This window comes from Faecalibacterium faecis (genome assembly GCF_040096475.1).
In the GTDB taxonomy this organism is placed as follows: Bacteria; Bacillota; Clostridia; order Oscillospirales; family Ruminococcaceae; genus Faecalibacterium; species Faecalibacterium taiwanense.
The window spans coordinates 107,661-125,507 of sequence record NZ_JBBMEP010000005.1 but is presented as its reverse complement, the minus strand read 5'-3'; the positions used below and the strand labels follow the sequence as shown (position 1 = coordinate 125,507).

The following is a 17,847-nucleotide window of genomic DNA, read 5'->3' as shown; positions in this document are numbered from 1 at the left end:
CTTTGTTCTTAAAATTGCTATTTTCTTCATTTACCTTCTTATCATTTACCCTGCCTGCCCCGCAAGGGGCAAGAAAAGCGATGACTCAACCTGCACGAGTCACCGCTTTTTCTTTTTGTCTGTGCTATCGCAGGCCTAACTATTTAAATGCCCTCCGTTTCACTCTGGGCATTTTCAGCGGAAAATTATTTTTTATTGCAAATAAGCCAGCCCTGCGGAGCTGGCTTGTTTGCTTTTTCACAGAAAAAGTTGCTTCTTGTGCAGAGAGCGGTCGCGTGGGACAGGCTTCATAGCTTTTATAAAAATCATCGCCGCCGGGGACGCTCCGCTGGGCCAGAGGCAGGGAGGGGTGTTTCGAGTCCCCCCTCCCTGCCTCTGGACTCCACCCACCCCGCAACGAGAAAGGGGCTGCTCGCCCCTTTCAGACCCCAAAGCTGTTGGGCTCCATACAAAAAATCCAAGTCGCTTCGCTAAAGGATTTTTTGTGTTCCGCCGATTTGAAGTCGCTTACGCGACAAGCCGTGCGGGCAAGCTTTCGCTTTATCCGCTGCGCGACAGCCGCAGGCTGACAGCAGCAAGATGCCGTCAGCCGTTACGGCCCTTACCGTGAAAAAAGCAAATCAGGAAAATCCGCAGATTTTCCTGATTTGCAAATATAAAAATATTTTTCCGCTGATGATGGCGCAGCGCACGCGGAGCCATTTTAAATCTTCAGCCCTTCACAAGTTCCGCAAACGCCTTCCGCACATCGCCAGAGAAATACAGCGTGCCCAGTGCGCACACCGGGCCTTCGCCGCCCAGCTCCACCGCCCGGGCCACGCCCGCTTCAATGGAAGCTGCCGCTTCCGCCCTGCAGCCATAGGCCCGGATGTGTTCTGCCAGCGTTTCGGCAGGCATGGCGCGCGGCGTGTGCGCCGCCACCGTGACGAACCGCACCGCCAGCGGTGCCAGCAGGCTGAGCATCTGGTCCACATCCTTGTCTGCCATGATGCTGACCAGAAAAACGAACTTCTGCCCGGGGAAGCGGTCTCTCAGGCTCTGCACCGTGGCACGCATTCCGTGGGCGTTGTGGCTGCCGTCCAGCAGGAACGCGGGCGCGTGCCGCAGCAGTTCAAAGCGGCCCGGCCAGCTGACCGTTTCAAGACCGGTACGGATGGCATTTTCCGGGATGTTCCAGCCATGGGTGCGCATCACCCGCAGAGCCGTGATAGCCAGCGCCGCATTTCGCGGCTGGTAGCTGCCGATCAGGGGCAGGTGCACATCCGTCAGGCCGTCAAAGTCGAACTCCACTGCGTCAAGGCTGCCGCCCTCGTATTTCAGCCTGCTGAAATCCACCTCAGTCAGCTCGGCATGCTTTTCAGCACAGACGCGGCGGATAACAATATCTGCCTCCGGCACGCCGCCGTAGCTCACCACCGGGCACTCTTCCTTGATGATCCCCGCTTTGGCGGCGGCAATGTCCGCAAGGGTGGGACCAAGCTCCTTCACATGATCCATCCCCAGTGCCGTGATGACTGCGCACTCCGGGGCATCAATGACGTTGGTGGAATCCAGCGTGCCGCCAAGGCCCACCTCCAGCACCACGATCTCACATTTCTGCTGGGCAAAATAGAGCATCCCCAGCGCCGTGATGATCTCAAACTCGGTGGGCACATCTTCCATGGCATCGGCGGCGGGCTTTATCTGCTCCACCAGTTTCACCAGCTCTTCGTCCGGGATCTGCACGCCGTTGATCTGAATGCGCTCGTTGAAGCGGTTGATGAAGGGCGAGGTGTACAGGCCCACCCGATAGCCCGCGGCCTGCAGGCAGGATGCCATCATGGCGGCGGTGCTGCCCTTGCCGTTGGTGCCTGCAACATGCACGAATCTGAGCTGTTTGTGCGGGTCGCCCAGTGCGGCCAGCAGGGTGCGGGTGCGCGTCAGGCCGGGCTTGTGGCCGGCCCACTGGACCGCATGGATGTATTCCATTGCCTGTTCGTAATTCATTGTAATGCCTCTTTTTACTTTTTCACCATCTTCATCAGGGTACGGTTCTCCAGCAGGATGCGCAGCAGCACAGTGTTCACCGCAGCCAGGATCAGTGCATTGGGGATGCGCACTGCCAGCGTTGCCCACGGGTAGCCGTAGAAGATGCGCAGTGCCAGCGAGGTGATGACCATGGAACCCACAAAGTGTCCCAGCAGCACGCTGATCTGCAGCCGCAGGCCGGTGCGCAGCCCAGGCAGCTTCTGCCATGCAAGCCCCGCCACCAGACCAATGGCACCCGCGCCCAGCGTGATGAGCGGGTTGATGGCGTAGCCTGCCAGCACGCCGCCGATCATATCGGCCACAGCGCCCACAGCAAAGCCGGCACCGGGGCCGAACAGCAGCGCTGCCAGCAGCACCGGCAGGCTGCCCAGATTGAACCGCACAAAGCCGGTGGAGATGCTCAGCACCCGGCTGAACACGATGCTCATTGCCACCAGCAGGGCCAGCATGGTGAGCGTGCGGACGGAATTTTTCGAGTTGTTCATATCAACTGTCCTCCTTGCAAAAGGAATACCGGGTGGGCGGTCTGCACAAACAAAAACGCCCTCCCTGTGACAAACCGCACAAAGGAGGGCGTGAATCCAACAACTTTCACTTCCGGGCGGGACGCAAGCCGTCTCGCCTGCACCCAAGTCCATGCAGCAGCGGGATGCAGACCATGCACCGCGGGTACACCTTCGTCCACAGCACAACTCCCCGTTGATGCGGCACTTAACGCACATGGTCTTACTCTGTTGATGGCTTTATTATAGTCTTTTTTTTGCGGCCTTGCAACCATATCAATGGATAACTTTGCTAAAACACAGTACCAATTTTTAGCAGTTGTGCATAGCATCTGCCGGGTTTTGGCCTGTGTCCCCTTTTCATTTGCCGCATAACGTGGTAAGATGGGTTTAACCTTAAATATGGAGTCTTCTCCCGGAAAGGAATGTTTCCCGATGAAATTCAACGAAATGACCTATACCCGCCCGGACATCGGTGCCCTGCTGGCCCGGTGCAGGGAGCTGGCCGCAAAGGCCGCTGCCGCACCGGACGGCGATGCCCTTGTCCGGCTCTACTATGAGCAGAGCGAAGCCTTTGCAGAGTACAACACCGCCGCGAACCTTGCCAACATCCACTACACCTGCGACACCCGCGACGCTTACTGGAAGGCCGAGCAGGACTTCTTTGATGCCAACGGCCCCGCTGTGACCAACGCCAGCGTGGAGATCAGCCGCGCTTTCCTTGCGAACCCGCATGTGGATGTCCTGACCGAAAAATTCGGCACCACCTGTGTGGCCGGTATGAAGAATGCCGTTCTGGGCATGGATGACCGCACCGTGGAGCTGCAGCAGCAGTTCAATGCTCTGGTGAGCCGCTACCAGCAGATCTACGGCGGCGCACTGGTGGAGCTGGACGGCAAACAGCTCACCATCCCGCAGCTGGGCCCTTACAAGGAGGATCTGGACCCTGCCGTGCGCCGCGCCGCCTACGAGGCCGAGGCCGGTTATTTTGATGCCCACCGTGCCGAACTGGACGAGCTGTACGGCGAGATCGTGAAAAACCTGAATGCACAGGCCCGGGTGATGGGCTATCACGACTACAGTGAGCTTTCCTATGTGCGCATGAACCGCATCGGCTACGGCCCGGAGGAGATCCGGAAATTCCGCGATCAGGTGGCAAACGATGTGGTGCCCCAGCTGCAAAAGGTGATGGCCCTGCGTGCAAAGCGCACCGGCATTGCCCGCCCCACCTTCACCGATCTGCCCATCATGTTCAAGGACGGCAATCCCAAGCCCATTCCCGGCTACAAAGCCCGTATGGATGCCGCCCGCACCATGTACCATGAGCTTAGCCCGGAAACCGCCGAGTTCATCGACTTTATGCAGGACAACGAGCTGTTCGATGTGGAGAGCCGCCCCGGCAAGATGTCCGGCGGCTACATGACCAGCCTGCCCAGCTACAAGGCCCCCTTCATTTTTGCCAACTGGAACAACACCTCCGGCGATGTGGACGTGCTGACCCACGAGTGCGGCCACGCCTTTGAGGGCTATGTGGCCGAGCGTGATCCCGAAGTGCCTGCCGATCTGGAATGCCCCGGCATGGAGAGCGCCGAGATCCACTCCATGGCCATGGAGTTTCTGACCGCACCGTGGCATCATCTGCTCTTCGGCCGGGATACCGACAAATACGCTCTGCTCCACGCTGAGGACAGTTTTGTGTTCCTTGCTTACGGATGCGAAGTGGACGAGTTCCAGCACATCATGTACCAGAACCCGGACCTGACCCCCGATGAACGCAATGCCGAGTGGCTCAAGCTGGAAAAGAAGTACCGCCCGTGGATCGATTTTGCCGGTCTTCCCTTCTATGGCCGCGGTGCAGGCTGGCAGCGTCAGCTGCACATTTATGAGTGCCCCTTCTACTATATCGACTACTGCCTGTCCACCATGGCCGCACTGCAGTTCTTTCTGCTGAGCCTGACCGACCACAAGGACGCATGGGCGCGCTATCTGCGCCTTGTGCGCCGTGCAGGCATGGCCAGCTACACCGAGCTGCTGGAGACCGCCGGGCTGAAAGTTCCCTTTGAGGAGGGCAGCATTAAGGGCATCGCCCAGCAGATGACCGACTGGCTGGAGACCCATCAGGTATAAGAAGCCGTTTTCATCCGCACCGCTCCCCTGCCTGAACGGTCGTTTTGATGCATCTGAGGGGCGATTCATGCCGTTTTGCTGTCAGGGACCGTAAAATCTGGTATGCTCTGGACAGAGAAAAAGCATTTCTGTGAAGCGAAAGGAGATCCTTATGAAACTGACCGGACTGTTCAAGCGCGGTGCCGCCTGCCTGTGCACCGCCGCCATCCTGATGGGCGGCGTCTCCGCCTTTGCCCTGAGCCCCGCTCTTCCGGACGAGCCTGCCCCGGTAGAGCTTTCTGTGACCAATGCGGTGTCGGAGGCGCAGCTGCGCTCTGCCCTGTCCAAGCTCACTGTCACCTATGACAGCGAGGCTGAGGGCTGGCAGATCGATTCTCCCCACGAGGATGCCAGCATGGAAAAGGCCTCCTGCGGTCTGTACCCCTACCTGTTCGTTACCAACGATGATCCCACCGTGTATCTCAGTCTGGGCATGACCTACTTCGGCAATAAAAAGCTGGACATGAAATCTGTTCGGGTAGAGACCGAGGATAACTACTACGACTTCACCTGTGATGAAGAGTTCATCGGCGGCTACGACAATGACCTCAAGGCATGGTTTGACTATGAGCTGTTCGATATGGACGACGAGACCAGCTGGCTGAACGAGTGGCTTGCCGCCAAGAGCGTCACCGCCACCTTTACCGGCAAGGACGGCTCCACCAAGACCTACACCCTGACCAAGGACAACCTGCAGGCCATCCGCGACATCCTGAACGCCTACGACACCCTGCTTGGTTCCGACGTTTCCACTGCCCGCGTTGTGCTGCGCAGCCTTGTAAAGTAAACATTATCTGCTTACAGCAAAAGCCCCCGGAACGGTAATCCGTTCCGGGGGCTTTCTATTGCCTTATTCAGTTTAGGCAGAACTTCTTACAGGTTGAAGTAGCGCTTTGCGTTGTCGAAGCAGATGCCCTTGACGATTTTCTCCAGAGCCTTCTCGTCGTTGGGATACTCGCCATCCTCGACCCACTGGCCGATGATGTTGCACAGGATGCGGCGGAAGTAGTCGTGACGGGTGTAGCTCAGGAAGCTGCGGCTGTCGGTCAGCATGCCAACGAAGTTGCCCAGCAGGCCCAGGCTTGCCAGACGGGTCATCTGCTCTTCCATGCCGATCTTGTGGTCATTGAACCACCATGCGGAGCCGTGCTGGATCTTGCCCGGCACCTCGCTGTTCTGGAAGCAGCCCAGAATGGTGCCGATCTGTGCGTCGTCGGCGGGGTTCAGGCTGTAGATGATGGTCTTGGGGCACTCGTCGGTGTCGTTCAGGGCGCTCAGCAGGCTTGCGATCTCGCCGCCGCAGGTAGCGGTGTTGATCATATCAAAGCCGGTGTCGGGTCCCAGCAGAGCGTTCATCTTGCGGTTCACGCCGCGCAGGCAGTTGTAGTGGATCTGCATGGCGATGCCCAGACGGTGATACTGCTTGCCCAGATGGATCAGGATGTAGGTCTGGTACTTCTCAGCCTCTTCGGTGGTGCAGGTCTCGCCGGCCATCACCTTCTGGTAAATGGCGTTGACCTCTTCCTTGGTGGCCTCACGGTAGGGGATGTAATCCAGACCGTGGTCCGAAGCGCGGCAGCCCATCTCGGCAAAGAACTCGATGCGCTTGGTCAGAGCGTCGGTGACGCAGTCGATGCAGGCCAGCTTTTCCTTGCCCACAACAGCGGCCAGCTTGCCCATGTACTCGGCAAAGCCGGGCTTGTTGATGTTGATGGCCTTATCGGGGCGGAAGGAAGGAGCCACGGTGAACTTGATGGTGGGATCTTCCTTGATCTTCTTGTGCCAGTACAGATCATCGATGGGGTCATCGGTGGTGCCGATGAAGGCCACGTTGGACTGCTCGATCAGGCCGCGGACAGTCAGCTTGGGATCGTGCTGCAGCTTGTCGTTGCACAGGTTCCAGACTTCCTCAGCGGTATCGCCGTTCAGCACGCCCTCGTAGCCAAAGAACACATGCAGCTCGAGGTTGGTCCAGTGGTACATCGGGTTGCCGATGGCCATGGGCAGAGCCTCTGCAAACTTCTGGAAGCGCTCGCGGTCGGGCTTATCACCGGTGATGTACTCCTCGGGCACACCGTTGGAACGCATCACGCGCCACTTGTAGTGGTCGCCAAAGTAGCTGCCGTCCGGGTTGCGGCCGCCCAGCCATACCTGAGCGATGTTCTCAAAGCGGCGGTTCTCGTAGATCTCACGGGGAGGGATGTGGCAGTGGTAGTCGCAGATAGGCATATCCGCAGCGTAGTCGTGGTACAGATGCTGAGCAGTGGGAGACTGGAGCATGAATTCCTTATCCATAAATGCTTTCATGGGTCGATAACTCCTTTTCTCTGATGGTTTTTGTTAAAAGTCCGTCAAACCTTGTGTACAACGGGACGCCCGCCTGCACGGGCAGGTTTGTCTTACCTTTAGTATAACGGAAAACGCGCATGTATACAACTGAAAAAGTGACAAATTTTCTAGCACACAATTGTGCTTTTCGCTGGAAATGCCCCAAATCGTCACCTTACGGCTAAAAATATTGCACAAAGCTCTTGACTTATTTGTATACAACAGCATAAAATAGGGTAAGGAGCAGAGGGCAGACAAAGAGGCTCTCTGATAAGCAAAGCAAGTTTATAAAGGAGATCAACAAGATGGAAACTTTGAACTACAAGGTTCTGGAAGGCACCGGCTACAACGGCTACATCCTGAAGGATGCACCCGTCAAGGTCATGCAGTTTGGCGAGGGCAACTTCCTGCGTGCTTTCGTGGATTACTTCTATGACATCGCAAACGAGAAGGCCGGCTACAACGGCAAGGTCAAGCTGGTGCAGCCCATCAGCAACTTTCCCCAGATGGCAGACTGGATCAACGAGCAGGAGGGCCTGTACACCCTGTACCTGCGCGGCAGCGAGAAGGGCCAGAAGGTCGATGCAAAGCGCGTGATCTCCTGCGTGTCCGACTGTGTGTGCCCCTACATCGACGGCAAGTGGGACGAAGTGCTGGAACTGGCACGTTCTGCCGATCTGGAGACCATCGTTTCCAACACCACTGAGGCCGGCATCGCCTACACGCAGGGCGACAGCCAGTTCGATCAGGTTCCTCCCAACAGCTTCCCCGCAAAGCTGACCCGCGTGCTGTTCGAGCGCTACAAGGCATTCAACGGCGCTGCTGACAAGGGTCTGACCATCCTGTCCTGCGAGCTGATCGACAACAACGGCAAGGAGCTGCAGAAGTGCTGCAACAACTACGCCAAGGATTGGAATCTGGAGCCTGCATTCATCGACTGGATGAACAACGCAAACACCTTCTGCTCCACTCTGGTGGACCGCATCGTTCCGGGCCGCATCCGCGATCCCAAGGAACTGGCTGCCATGGAAGAGGCCAACGGCTACCATGATGCCGCTCTGGACGTGGGCGAAGTGTTCGGCGTGTGGGTCATCGAAGGCCCCGCTGAGCTGGAGGACAAGCTGCCGTTCAAGAAGGCCGGCGTGAACGTCATGGTCGTGCCCGATGTTACCCCCTACAAGAAGCGCAAGGTCCGCATCCTGAACGGTGCACACACCGGCTTCGTTCTGGGCGCATATCTGGCCGGCTTCGACATTGTGCGTGACTGCATGCACAACGACACCATCCGCGGCTTCATGAACAAGATGCTGCACGAGGAGATCATCCCCACCCTGCCGCTGGACAAGAAGGATCTGGAAGAGTTTGCTTCCGCTGTTGAGGACCGCTTCAACAACCCCTTCGTTAACCACGAGCTGATGAGCATCTCCCTGAACTCCACCTCCAAGTGGAAGGCCCGCAACATGCCTTCCTTCCTGGCTTACATCGAGGAGCAGAAGCAGCTGCCCAAGTGCCTGACCATGTCTCTGGCAGCCTACATTGCCTTCTATTCCAGCGACATTCAGGAGCGCACCGCCGACGGCCTGATCTGCAAGCGTCCTGCCGGCAACACCTACAAGATCCAGGATGACGCATGGGCTCTGGACTTCTACTATGCACACAAGGACGACACCGCAGCCCAGCTGGTGCACGCTGTACTGACCAACACCCAGATGTGGGATCAGGATCTGACCAAGATCGAGGGTCTCGAGGCCGCTGTTCTGGCTGATCTGGAAATGATCCGCACTCAGGGTGCCGAGGCTGCTTACAAGAGCTGCCTGTAAGCCTGATTGTTTAAAAGAAACATTGCTTTGAGGTGTGAACCCTCTCAGTCCGCTTCGCGTCCAGCTCCCCCGAGGGGGGAGCTTTTGCGGAAACGTAAAGTTTTCATCGCAAAGACCTCGCCCTTCGGGAGAGGTGGCATCGCATGGCGATGACGGAGAGGGTTCATTCCCTTTTATGCGATACGATAAGGAGAACAACTATGCCGCAGGCAATTCATATCAGCCCCATCGACAACGTGGTCGTTGCCCTGCACCCCATTGCCAAGGGCACGCTGGTGGAAGTGGACGGTCTTTCTGTGACTGCTCTGGAGGACATTCCGCAGGGCCACAAGATGGCGGTCAAGCCCATCAAGAACGGCGAGAACGTCATCAAGTACGGCTTCCCCATCGGCCACGCCACCGCTGACGCCGCTCCCGGCAGCTGGATGCACACCCACAACGTGCACACCAACCTGTCCGGTGAGGTAGAGTACAGCTACAACCCCGCCCCGGATCTGGCTCCCCTGCCCAAGGTCGAGCCGGAGACCTTTATGGGCTTCCGCCGCAAGGACGGCCGTGCCGCCATCCGCAATGAGATTTGGATCATCCCCACCGTGGGCTGCGTCAACGACATCGCCAAGAAGATCGTTGCCGACAATCAGGATCTGGTCACCGGCTCCATCGAGGGCCTGTACACCTTCACCCATCCCTTCGGCTGCAGCCAGACCGGCCACGACCATGCACAGACCCGCAAGCTGCTGGCTGCGCTGGTGCGCCACCCCAATGCTGCCGCCGTTCTGGTGCTGCATCTGGGCTGCGAGAACCTGCAGCACGATCAGTTCGTGGAAGAGCTGGGCGAGTACGACCACGACCGTGTGAAGTTCCTCACCTGTCAGGAGGTGGACGACGAGTTCACCGCTGCCCGCGATATCCTCAAGGAGCTGGCTGCCTATGCCGGGCAGTTCAAGCGTGAGCCTATCCCCGTGTCCGATCTGGTGGTGGGCATGAAGTGCGGCGGCTCGGACGGCCTGTCCGGCATCACCGCCAACCCCACCATCGGCCGCTTCTCCGACATGATGGGCCAGCGCGGCGGTTCCACCGTGCTGACCGAGGTACCCGAGATGTTCGGTGCCGAGGGCTTCCTGATGGATCGCTGCATCAACCATGACGTCTTTGTCAAGGCTGAGCACATGATCAACGGCTTCAAGGATTACTTCATCAGCCACAACGAGGTGGTCTACGATAACCCCTCTCCGGGCAACAAACAGGGCGGTATCACCACGCTGGAAGACAAGAGCTGCGGCTGCGTGCAGAAGGGCGGCACCGCCCCCATCATGGACGTGATCGGCTACGGTGATCCCGTTGTCACCAAGGGCCTGAACATGCTGTACGGCCCCGGCAACGATCTGGTTTCTGCCACGGCCATGACCGCTGCAGGCGCACACCTGATCCTGTTCTCCACCGGCCGCGGCACTCCGTTCTCGGCCCCGGCTCCCACCCTGAAGATCTCCACCAACACCCCGCTGGCCCAGAAGAAATCCGGCTGGATCGACTTCAACACCGGCGTGATCGCCGATGGCGAAAAGACCATCGACGAGGCCGCAAAGGATCTGCTGGATCTGGTCATCCGCGTTGCAAGCGGTGAGCAGACCAAGGCCGAGAAGCACGGCTTCCGCGAGATCTCCATCTTCAAGGACGGCGTCGTTCTGTAATCGTTTCGAGGCTGCTGTATGGCACTTTGGCTGTACGGCAGCCTCTTTGTGCATGAAAACGGAAGGGAAGTGTTTTTATGGCTATGACCACTCGCATGATGATCTATGCGTTTCTGCTTTACGGCGGCATTTTTGCCGCTATCGTGGCCGTTATTGCAAGGGTCATAAAATATCTCATCCGCTATGGCATTGATTATTATTTTGAAAAACTGGCACAGAACCAGAAACATAAGGAGGACTGAACTATGAATCAGATCACCACCCGTTATGTCACCGAAAACGGTGCCTGCTATGAGCAGTACGTTATCACCGATGCTGAGGCAAAGACCGAGCTGGTCATCACCCCGGAGCGCGGCGGCATGATCACCGGCTTCTCCCTGAACGGCGAGGAGTACATCTGGACCCGCCACCCCAATTTTTCCGAGTGCAACCGCCCCCGCTTCGGCGTGCCGGTGCTGTTCCCCAACTGCGGCCTGCCGGATAACGGCGTGCACATCTTTGACGGCAAGGCATACCCCATGGAGAACCACGGCTTTGCCGACCTGTGCGCATGGGATGTGGAAAGCGTCGGCCCGGACGGCGTGACCCTGATTTTGGAGTCCACCCCGCTGACCAAATTCCTCTATCCCTTCGATTTCACCGTGCTGATGAACTATAACCTTGAGGGCAACACTGCCGCCATCAACATGACCGTGATCAACGAGGGCGATACCAACATGCCCTTCAGCTTCGGCTTCCACCCCTACTTCAAGGCTTCCAAGCTGGAGAATGTGGACTTCGATATCAAGTGCGCCACCTGTTCCGAGAGCGCCAAGGGCGAGCAGCCCGCTGCCCCGGAAAAGATCACCCTCACCCGCAAGGAAGGTGCTGACAACAGCGTGCGCCTGCTGACCGGCGTGCAGTTCCCCATGACCCTCACCGACAGCGGCAACGGCCACAAGGTGACTGTGGATGCCGACGACAGCTTCGACCACGCCGTGCTGTGGCAGCAGGATGCCGAGAGCTTTGTGTGCATGGAGCCGTGGAACGGCTGGGCCAACAGCGTCAATGAGGAAGGCAAGCACGAAGTGCTGGAGCCGGACGAGGCCATGACCGCTGATTGGAGCATCACCATCGAGAAGGTCTAAGCTTCATATCGTATAGCAAAAAGGACACACCGTTGTGGTGTGTCCTTTTTGTTATAATTCAGTTCTTTGCCGAAATCATAAAGCTCTTATTTTCCGCCGGGTCCCAATAAAGCAGTTCCACCCTGCCGCCCTGTGCCAGCAGTTTTTCCTTCGGCTCCTGCTTTTGCCAGCAGCGTTCCAGCAGCTTTTCCATGTCGGCATCAGCAGACACCTTCTCCGGGCAGAGGGCACTGCCCTGCCACCTGCCGTCGGCATACAGGCTCAGCGCACCGGCATTGCCCGCCAGAATGGCTGCAATGTCCTTCTTCATGCGGTCGTAGTCGTACTCCACGGCCTTGTACTGCCCATGCCACAGGCCGAAGAACACCGAGAACTCGCCGCCCAGTTCAATGAGCAAATTCTCATCATTGTGCGGGTTCTTGACCACAAAAGCCACATCCCCGTTTTCCATGTAGTCGAAGTCCGGCTCCTCATTCGTGTGCACGGTCACATGCTGGCTGCTCAGCGCCGCAAGCAGATCCTCCTGCACGGCACTGGTATCCGGGATCTCATCATAATTGATATTTGCGTTCATGGGATGCTCCTTTTCTCTGTACTATTTGTGTTGTTATTTTTCACCAGACCGCACAGGTCTTCTTATTTTCCTTCATATTGCTGGATCATTTTTATACGCTGTGTAACAGAATCCATAAAACGGTTCACCCTACTTCACATTAGATCAATGCTTTTTGAATCTAACCATCGAACACACGACCTCGACACGATCCTGATTGTCCAAACTCAATTCAAGGTCATGGTCGATGATGGGCAGCTTGAACCGGACGGACTTCAGCCACTGTCCATTAGGCTGGCGTTCCGGGTAGATCTGCACCTCGTCGATCAAAATCTCCACCAGTCTGCGGCGTTCCGCCTCGGTCATGGTGGCATAAAGCTTGTCAAAGCAAATCAGGATCTTATAGATGTTGTCGCCTGTGATTTTGTCGGCTTCAATGGCCTGCTTCTTTGCCCGGGCATCCATCAGTCCATTTTCCACCTCTTCGATTTTATCGTACATCTTATAAAGGCGGTCGTCAAGGTCGGATTTTCGGGCGATAAAGTGCCGGTCGTCCGGGTCAAGGCTGTCGATCTCCTCCATAAGCCGGGATTTTGTGGAGTAGTGCTGCCGTAGCTGCTTCTCATAGGCGGCGATCTCCTGCTCAATGGCAGTGGTATCTACCTTCATGTGTAGACCTTGGTCTTTTCTGCTGCCATTTCCAGCACCTCCCATTCGTACCGTCTTGTTCGGAATAGACTTTGCAGGCAAAGTCGTGTGCCAAAGGGCGCTGCTCTCGCCTGTCGGCTCGGTCAAGCGCTTCAAAATGCAACGCATTTTGAGGTTGCCACTGGCGACCCGCGCCCCTTTGGATTCTCCGTTCACATTGTCCTACGGACGATGTGATTTTATTGTTGTAGCGATTCGCTTCATCCCGGTTTCGTCCCGGTTTGCAGAATGCCCTTGCAATCCGAAAGGAGCCGTGCTATAATGCCGCTGTAATTGAATCAGAAATCTTCAGGGCAGGGTGCGATTCCCTACCGGTGGTACAGCCCACGAGCCGTAAGGCATGATTCGGTGAAACTCCGAAGCCGACAGTACAGTCTGGATGAAAGAAGATACCAAGCGCAGAGCCCGCACGGTTCGGCGCTTGTGGAGGCTGCTCTGGGATGCGTTTGCATTCTGGAGCTTTCTTTTTTGCATAAGGGTTCCTTGTGTCTTTTCGGCTTGCCCTGAACGTTTTTGTTCAGGGCTTTTTCTTTTGGAGGCGACACGATGAACGACAAAGAGTATATGCGTCTGGCTTTGCAGCTTGCAAAAAAGGGTTGCGGATGGACATCTCCCAACCCGATGGTGGGTGCCGTGGTCGTAAAAGAGGGCAGGACCATCGGACAGGGCTGGCACCAGAGATACGGTCAGGCTCATGCGGAGCGCAATGCGCTGGCATCCTGCACCGAAGATCCGCAGGGAGCGACCCTGTATGTGACATTGGAGCCGTGCTGCCATTACGGAAAGCAGCCGCCCTGCGTGGATGCGATTCTGGACGCGGGCATTCACCGGGTGGTCGTGGGTTCTGCTGACCCGAATCCGCTGGTGGCTGGAAAAGGAATTGCAATCCTGCGCGCACACGGCATAGATGTGACCGAAAATGTTCTGCAAGAGGAATGCGATGCGCTGAACAAGGTGTTCTTCCACTATATCACCACAAAACGCCCCTTCGTTTCCATGAAATACGCCATGACGATGGACGGAAAAATCGCCACATACACAGGCGCTTCCAAATGGATCACCGGGGAAATTGCCCGGAATCATGTTCAACGGCAGCGACACCGATTCCGCGGCATTATGGTGGGAGTCGGAACCATCCTAGCAGATGACCCGCTGCTGACCTGCCGGATAGAGGGTGGCCGTGATCCCGTCCGGATCATCTGTGATACACATTTGCGGACACCGCTGCAATCACAGGTGGTCATGACCGCCAAACAGGTTCCGACCATTCTTGCGACCTGCTGCGGCGACCCGGAGAAGCAGGCGGCATATCAACAGGCCGGGTGCCGGGTCCTTTGTCTGGAAGCGCATTGCGGTCATGTGAATCTTCTGCAACTGATGGAACAGCTGGGGCAGGAGCAGATCGACAGCATTCTGCTGGAAGGCGGCGGAACCTTGAACTGGTCTGCACTGGAAAGCGGTATCGTGCAGCAGGTACAGGCTTACATTGCCCCGAAGCTGTTCGGAGGAAGGGATGCCAAAGCACCCATTGAGGGTGCAGGTGTCCCGCTTCCGGATGCTGCATTCCGCCTGAAGAACAGCCGATTGGAACAGCTTGGCAAAGATTTCCTGATCGAAAGTGAGGTGGAGTACCCGTGTTTACCGGAATCGTGGAAGAAGTCGGAACAATAAAATCCATCAATCGGGGACAGCATTCTGCCGTACTGACTGTTCGTGCAAAAGCGGTTCTGGAAGGAACCAGGATCGGTGACAGCATCGCCGTCAACGGCATCTGTCTGACCGTCAGGCAGCTCTTCCCGGATAGCTTTGCTGCGGATGTCATGCACGAGACCTTGAACCGCTCTGCACTTGCACAGCTCACCGTTGGAAGTGCTGTCAATCTGGAACGTGCCATGCCGGCCAACGGACGTTTTGGCGGACACATCGTAGCAGGCCATGTGGATGGCGTCGGACGCATTGCTAATATCCGAAAAGACGATACGGCTATCTGGTACACCATTCATGCAGATTCTGCGATCCTTCGCTATGTCGTTGAAAAAGGCTCTATCGCAATAGACGGTATCAGCCTGACCGTGGCTGCGGTGGAACCTACGGGCTTTTCCGTGTCCACGATACCGCACACCGTCCGTCAGACGAACCTGAACCAACGGCACAAAGGGGATTTTGTCAATTTGGAAACCGATGTTGTTGGAAAATATATCGAGAGGCTGCTTCCATCAGAAACACCGAAGCAAAACACGCTCACAAAAGAAATGCTGCTGCGCTGCGGCTTTTAAGGAGAGTTTACGATGAACTTCAATACCATTCCCGAAGCTTTGCAAGACCTGAAGCAAGGAAAAATCATTCTGGTAACGGATGACCCCGACCGTGAAAACGAGGGGGACTTCATCTGTGCTGCCGAATTTGCCACCACCGAAAACGTCAACTTTATGGCGACCCACGGCAAAGGTCTGATCTGTATGCCGATGTCCGAGGCTTTCGTCCAGAAGCTGCAATTTCCGCAGATGGTGCAGCATAACACCGACAACCATGAAACGGCATTTACGGTGTCCATCGACCACGTTTCTACTTCTACGGGCATTTCTGCCGCAGAGCGTTCCATTACGGCGATGGCTTGTGTGGACGATCACGCAAAAGCAGAAGATTTCCGCAGACCGGGCCATATGTTCCCCCTTCTGGCAAAAAAGAACGGTGTGTTGGAGCGCAACGGTCACACGGAAGCAACCGTTGACCTGTGCCGTCTGGCAGGGCTGAAAGAATGCGGCCTGTGCTGCGAGATCATGCGGGAGGATGGCACGATGATGCGCACCGCTGAACTGGCAAAGCTGGCAGAGCGTTTCCAGATCAAATTCATCACCATCCGTGATTTACAGGAGTACCGCAAGTGTCACGATAAACTGGTCGATCAGGTGACGGCAGTGAACCTGCCCACCAAGTATGGCACCTTCAGAGCTTATGGTTTTGTGAGCCGCCTGAACGGAGAGCATCACATTGCACTGGTAAAAGGTGACATTGGCGATGGAAAGGATATTCTGTGCCGCGTCCACTCGGAATGCCTGACAGGAGATACATTTGGCTCTTTGCGTTGTGACTGCGGCCAGCAGCTGGCCGCTGCCATGACGCAGATCGAAAAAGAAGACCGGGGTATCCTGCTCTATATGCGGCAGGAAGGCCGGGGCATCGGTCTGATCAACAAGCTGCGTGCCTATGAACTTCAGGAGCAGGGCATGGATACGCTGGAAGCCAATCTCGCTCTGGGGTTCCATGGAGATGAACGGGAGTATTATCTCGGCGCACAGATCCTCCGGGAACTTGGCGTAAAAAGCCTGCGCCTGCTTACCAATAACCCGGACAAAGTATATCAGCTCTCCGAGTTTGGGCTGGAGATCTCCGAGCGCGTACCCATTCAGATGACGGCGACCCCGTATGACCTGTTTTACCTGAAAACGAAGCAGGCACGGATGGGGCATCTTCTGGAATATTAACAACGAAAGAGGTATTTAAAAATGAAAACATTTGAAGGCAAGCTGGTTTCTCAGAATATCAAGGTCGGTATCGTAGCTGCCCGATTCAACGAATTTATCACGTCCAAACTTCTGAGCGGAGCAATGGATGGTCTGCTCCGGCACGATGTGCAGGACGCTGATATTCATGTTGCATGGGTTCCGGGTGCTTTTGAGATCCCACTGGTTGCCTCTAAAATGGCAAAAAGCGGAAAGTATGATGCTGTGATCTGCCTTGGTGCCGTGATTCGCGGTTCTACCAGCCATTACGACTATGTGTGCAATGAGGTTTCCAAAGGCATTGCCACGGTCTCGCTGGAAAGCGGGGTTCCCGTCCTCTTTGGTGTTCTGACCACCGAAAACATCGAACAGGCCATCGAGCGGGCAGGCACCAAAGCAGGTAATAAAGGCTATGACTGTGCAGTCAGTGCCATCGAGATGGTAAACCTGCTCCGGGAAATGGATACCGCCGCAGAGTAAAATACACGCAGGAGTTTGCCATGATCGTTATAAAGACCCGACAGCCTGACCCGGAATTGGAGCAGAAGATCCGGATGCTTCTGGAACGAGAGCACATTGAGGCAGAGCAAATATCCATTGATTCATGGGAGAAGTTGGTTCTTCCGGGGCTTACACTGGACGGAATGACCCACGAAGTGTCGTGCAACGGCAGAAAAGTCTCCCTTACACGACTGGAGTTCGATTTGCTGCTGATGCTTGCCTCCCACGAAGGACAAATCTTCTCAAAAGAAGAGCTTTTCCGTGCTGTGTGGGGACAAAACTGTGACGACACCTTAAAGGTCGTGGCAAATACCGTTTCCAATCTGCGAAAGAAGCTGGCCGGCTGCGGTAGCTTTATCCGCACTATCCACGGCGGCTATGCTTTTGTAAGCCAAAAGGAGAACGACCCGGCATGACCAGGATCTTATTTATTTGTCTCGGAAATATCTGCCGAAGCCCGATGGCGGAGTATGTGATGAAAGACCTTACGTCCAAGGCAGGACTATCCGAGCAATTTGAAATCGCATCAGCCGCCACCAGTGCATGGGAAATCGGAAATCCGGTCTATCCTCCTGCACGGCAGAAGCTGGCAGAACATGGCATCGACTGCAACGGCAAGACCGCCCGGCAGATGACCCGGCTGGATTATGCACGGTATGATCATCTGATTGGCATGGACGAAAGTAATCTGTGCGACATCCTGCGGCTTGTCGGCGGAGACCCACAGCATAAAGTCTCGCTGCTGATGGCGCATACGGATCATCCCCGTGAAGTGGCAGACCCATGGTTCACGGGAGATTTTGAAGCCACATGGCAGGATATACTGGAAGGATGCACGGCATTGCTTGAGGAACTGCGATCATAACAGATTATCATAAAAACGGACGGATGTCTGCCAGTTGACAGACATCCGTCTATT

17 protein-coding genes and 2 riboswitches are annotated in these 17,847 nt (G+C 56.2%); of the genes, 12 read left to right on the top strand and 5 right to left on the bottom strand.

The window, feature by feature from the left end:
• Positions 1 to 711 precede the first annotated feature (711 nt).
• Positions 712 to 1,986 (bottom strand): bifunctional folylpolyglutamate synthase/dihydrofolate synthase, encoded by a 1,275-nt coding sequence (locus WMO17_RS03960; protein WP_349137529.1) that lies wholly within the window; start codon positions 1,984 to 1,986, stop codon positions 712 to 714.
• A 14-nt stretch (positions 1,987 to 2,000) separates the two neighbouring features.
• Positions 2,001 to 2,513, bottom strand: coding sequence for a folate family ECF transporter S component (locus tag WMO17_RS03955; RefSeq protein WP_097781364.1), 513 nt, complete (start codon positions 2,511 to 2,513; stop codon positions 2,001 to 2,003).
• Between the two features lie 155 nt (positions 2,514 to 2,668).
• Positions 2,669 to 2,764, bottom strand: a riboswitch (THF riboswitch).
• Positions 2,765 to 2,966: 202 nt separating this feature from the next.
• On the opposite strand from WMO17_RS03955, the gene WMO17_RS03950 reads away from it, so the two are divergent.
• Complete coding sequence (locus tag WMO17_RS03950) at positions 2,967 to 4,658, top strand: M3 family oligoendopeptidase (protein WP_349137528.1); 1,692 nt, start codon at positions 2,967 to 2,969, stop codon at positions 4,656 to 4,658.
• Between the two features lie 151 nt (positions 4,659 to 4,809).
• Positions 4,810 to 5,484, top strand: coding sequence for a hypothetical protein (locus tag WMO17_RS03945; protein WP_349137527.1), 675 nt, complete (start codon positions 4,810 to 4,812; stop codon positions 5,482 to 5,484).
• A gap of 86 nt (positions 5,485 to 5,570) precedes the next feature.
• On the opposite strand, the gene uxaC is transcribed toward WMO17_RS03945, so the two are convergent.
• Complete coding sequence (uxaC, locus tag WMO17_RS03940) at positions 5,571 to 7,004, bottom strand: glucuronate isomerase (RefSeq protein ID WP_349137526.1); 1,434 nt, start codon at positions 7,002 to 7,004, stop codon at positions 5,571 to 5,573.
• A 326-nt stretch (positions 7,005 to 7,330) separates the two neighbouring features.
• Between uxaC and WMO17_RS03935 the strand changes: the two genes are divergently transcribed.
• The 4 genes from WMO17_RS03935 (at position 7,331) to WMO17_RS03920 (ending at position 11,663) form a co-directional block, all read left to right on the top strand.
• Positions 7,331 to 8,845, top strand: coding sequence for a tagaturonate reductase (locus tag WMO17_RS03935; RefSeq protein ID WP_349137525.1), 1,515 nt, complete (start codon positions 7,331 to 7,333; stop codon positions 8,843 to 8,845).
• Positions 8,846 to 9,045: 200 nt separating this feature from the next.
• On the top strand, positions 9,046 to 10,536 hold the full coding sequence (locus WMO17_RS03930) for a UxaA family hydrolase (RefSeq protein ID WP_005944146.1): 1,491 nt from the start codon (positions 9,046 to 9,048) through the stop codon (positions 10,534 to 10,536).
• Between the two features lie 77 nt (positions 10,537 to 10,613).
• Positions 10,614 to 10,778 (top strand): hypothetical protein, encoded by a 165-nt coding sequence (locus WMO17_RS03925; RefSeq protein WP_005944144.1) that lies wholly within the window; start codon positions 10,614 to 10,616, stop codon positions 10,776 to 10,778.
• A gap of 3 nt (positions 10,779 to 10,781) precedes the next feature.
• Positions 10,782 to 11,663 (top strand): aldose epimerase family protein, encoded by an 882-nt coding sequence (locus WMO17_RS03920; protein ID WP_120120846.1) that lies wholly within the window; start codon positions 10,782 to 10,784, stop codon positions 11,661 to 11,663.
• Between the two features lie 58 nt (positions 11,664 to 11,721).
• Here WMO17_RS03920 and WMO17_RS03915 read toward each other — a convergent pair whose 3' ends face one another.
• Positions 11,722 to 12,237 carry a hypothetical protein gene (locus WMO17_RS03915; protein ID WP_349137524.1) on the bottom strand — a complete coding sequence of 172 codons (516 nt, stop codon included), beginning with the start codon at positions 12,235 to 12,237 and terminating at the stop codon, positions 11,722 to 11,724.
• A gap of 144 nt (positions 12,238 to 12,381) precedes the next feature.
• Complete coding sequence (locus WMO17_RS03910) at positions 12,382 to 12,885, bottom strand: resolvase (RefSeq protein WP_338427634.1); 504 nt, start codon at positions 12,883 to 12,885, stop codon at positions 12,382 to 12,384.
• Positions 12,886 to 13,204: 319 nt separating this feature from the next.
• A riboswitch (FMN riboswitch) is annotated at positions 13,205 to 13,319 on the top strand.
• A 151-nt stretch (positions 13,320 to 13,470) separates the two neighbouring features.
• Here WMO17_RS03910 and ribD point away from each other — a divergent pair.
• Genes ribD through WMO17_RS03880 form a run of 6 tightly spaced genes read left to right on the top strand, consistent with a single transcriptional unit; the run spans position 13,471 to position 17,793 of the window.
• The gene (gene ribD, locus WMO17_RS03905; RefSeq protein WP_338427636.1) at positions 13,471 to 14,595 is read left to right on the top strand and encodes a bifunctional diaminohydroxyphosphoribosylaminopyrimidine deaminase/5-amino-6-(5-phosphoribosylamino)uracil reductase RibD; all 1,125 of its coding nucleotides are present in this window, start codon (positions 13,471 to 13,473) and stop codon (positions 14,593 to 14,595) included.
• Positions 14,559 to 15,200 (top strand): riboflavin synthase, encoded by a 642-nt coding sequence (locus WMO17_RS03900; protein ID WP_349137523.1) that lies wholly within the window; start codon positions 14,559 to 14,561, stop codon positions 15,198 to 15,200. Before ribD ends, WMO17_RS03900 begins: the two co-directional genes overlap by 37 nt.
• 12 nt (positions 15,201 to 15,212) lie before the next feature.
• Entirely contained in the window at positions 15,213 to 16,409 is a 1,197-nt protein-coding gene (locus WMO17_RS03895; RefSeq protein WP_097781397.1) for a bifunctional 3,4-dihydroxy-2-butanone-4-phosphate synthase/GTP cyclohydrolase II, read from the top strand.
• A 21-nt stretch (positions 16,410 to 16,430) separates the two neighbouring features.
• Positions 16,431 to 16,907: a 6,7-dimethyl-8-ribityllumazine synthase gene (gene ribH, locus WMO17_RS03890; RefSeq protein ID WP_097781396.1), complete on the top strand. Its 477-nt coding sequence runs from the start codon at positions 16,431 to 16,433 to the stop codon at positions 16,905 to 16,907.
• A gap of 20 nt (positions 16,908 to 16,927) precedes the next feature.
• Positions 16,928 to 17,344, top strand: a complete 417-nt coding sequence (locus WMO17_RS03885; RefSeq protein ID WP_349137522.1) for a winged helix-turn-helix domain-containing protein — start codon at positions 16,928 to 16,930, stop codon at positions 17,342 to 17,344.
• Positions 17,341 to 17,793 (top strand): low molecular weight protein-tyrosine-phosphatase, encoded by a 453-nt coding sequence (locus tag WMO17_RS03880; protein ID WP_005944118.1) that lies wholly within the window; start codon positions 17,341 to 17,343, stop codon positions 17,791 to 17,793. Before WMO17_RS03885 ends, WMO17_RS03880 begins: the two co-directional genes overlap by 4 nt.
• Positions 17,794 to 17,847: the final 54 nt, after the last annotated feature.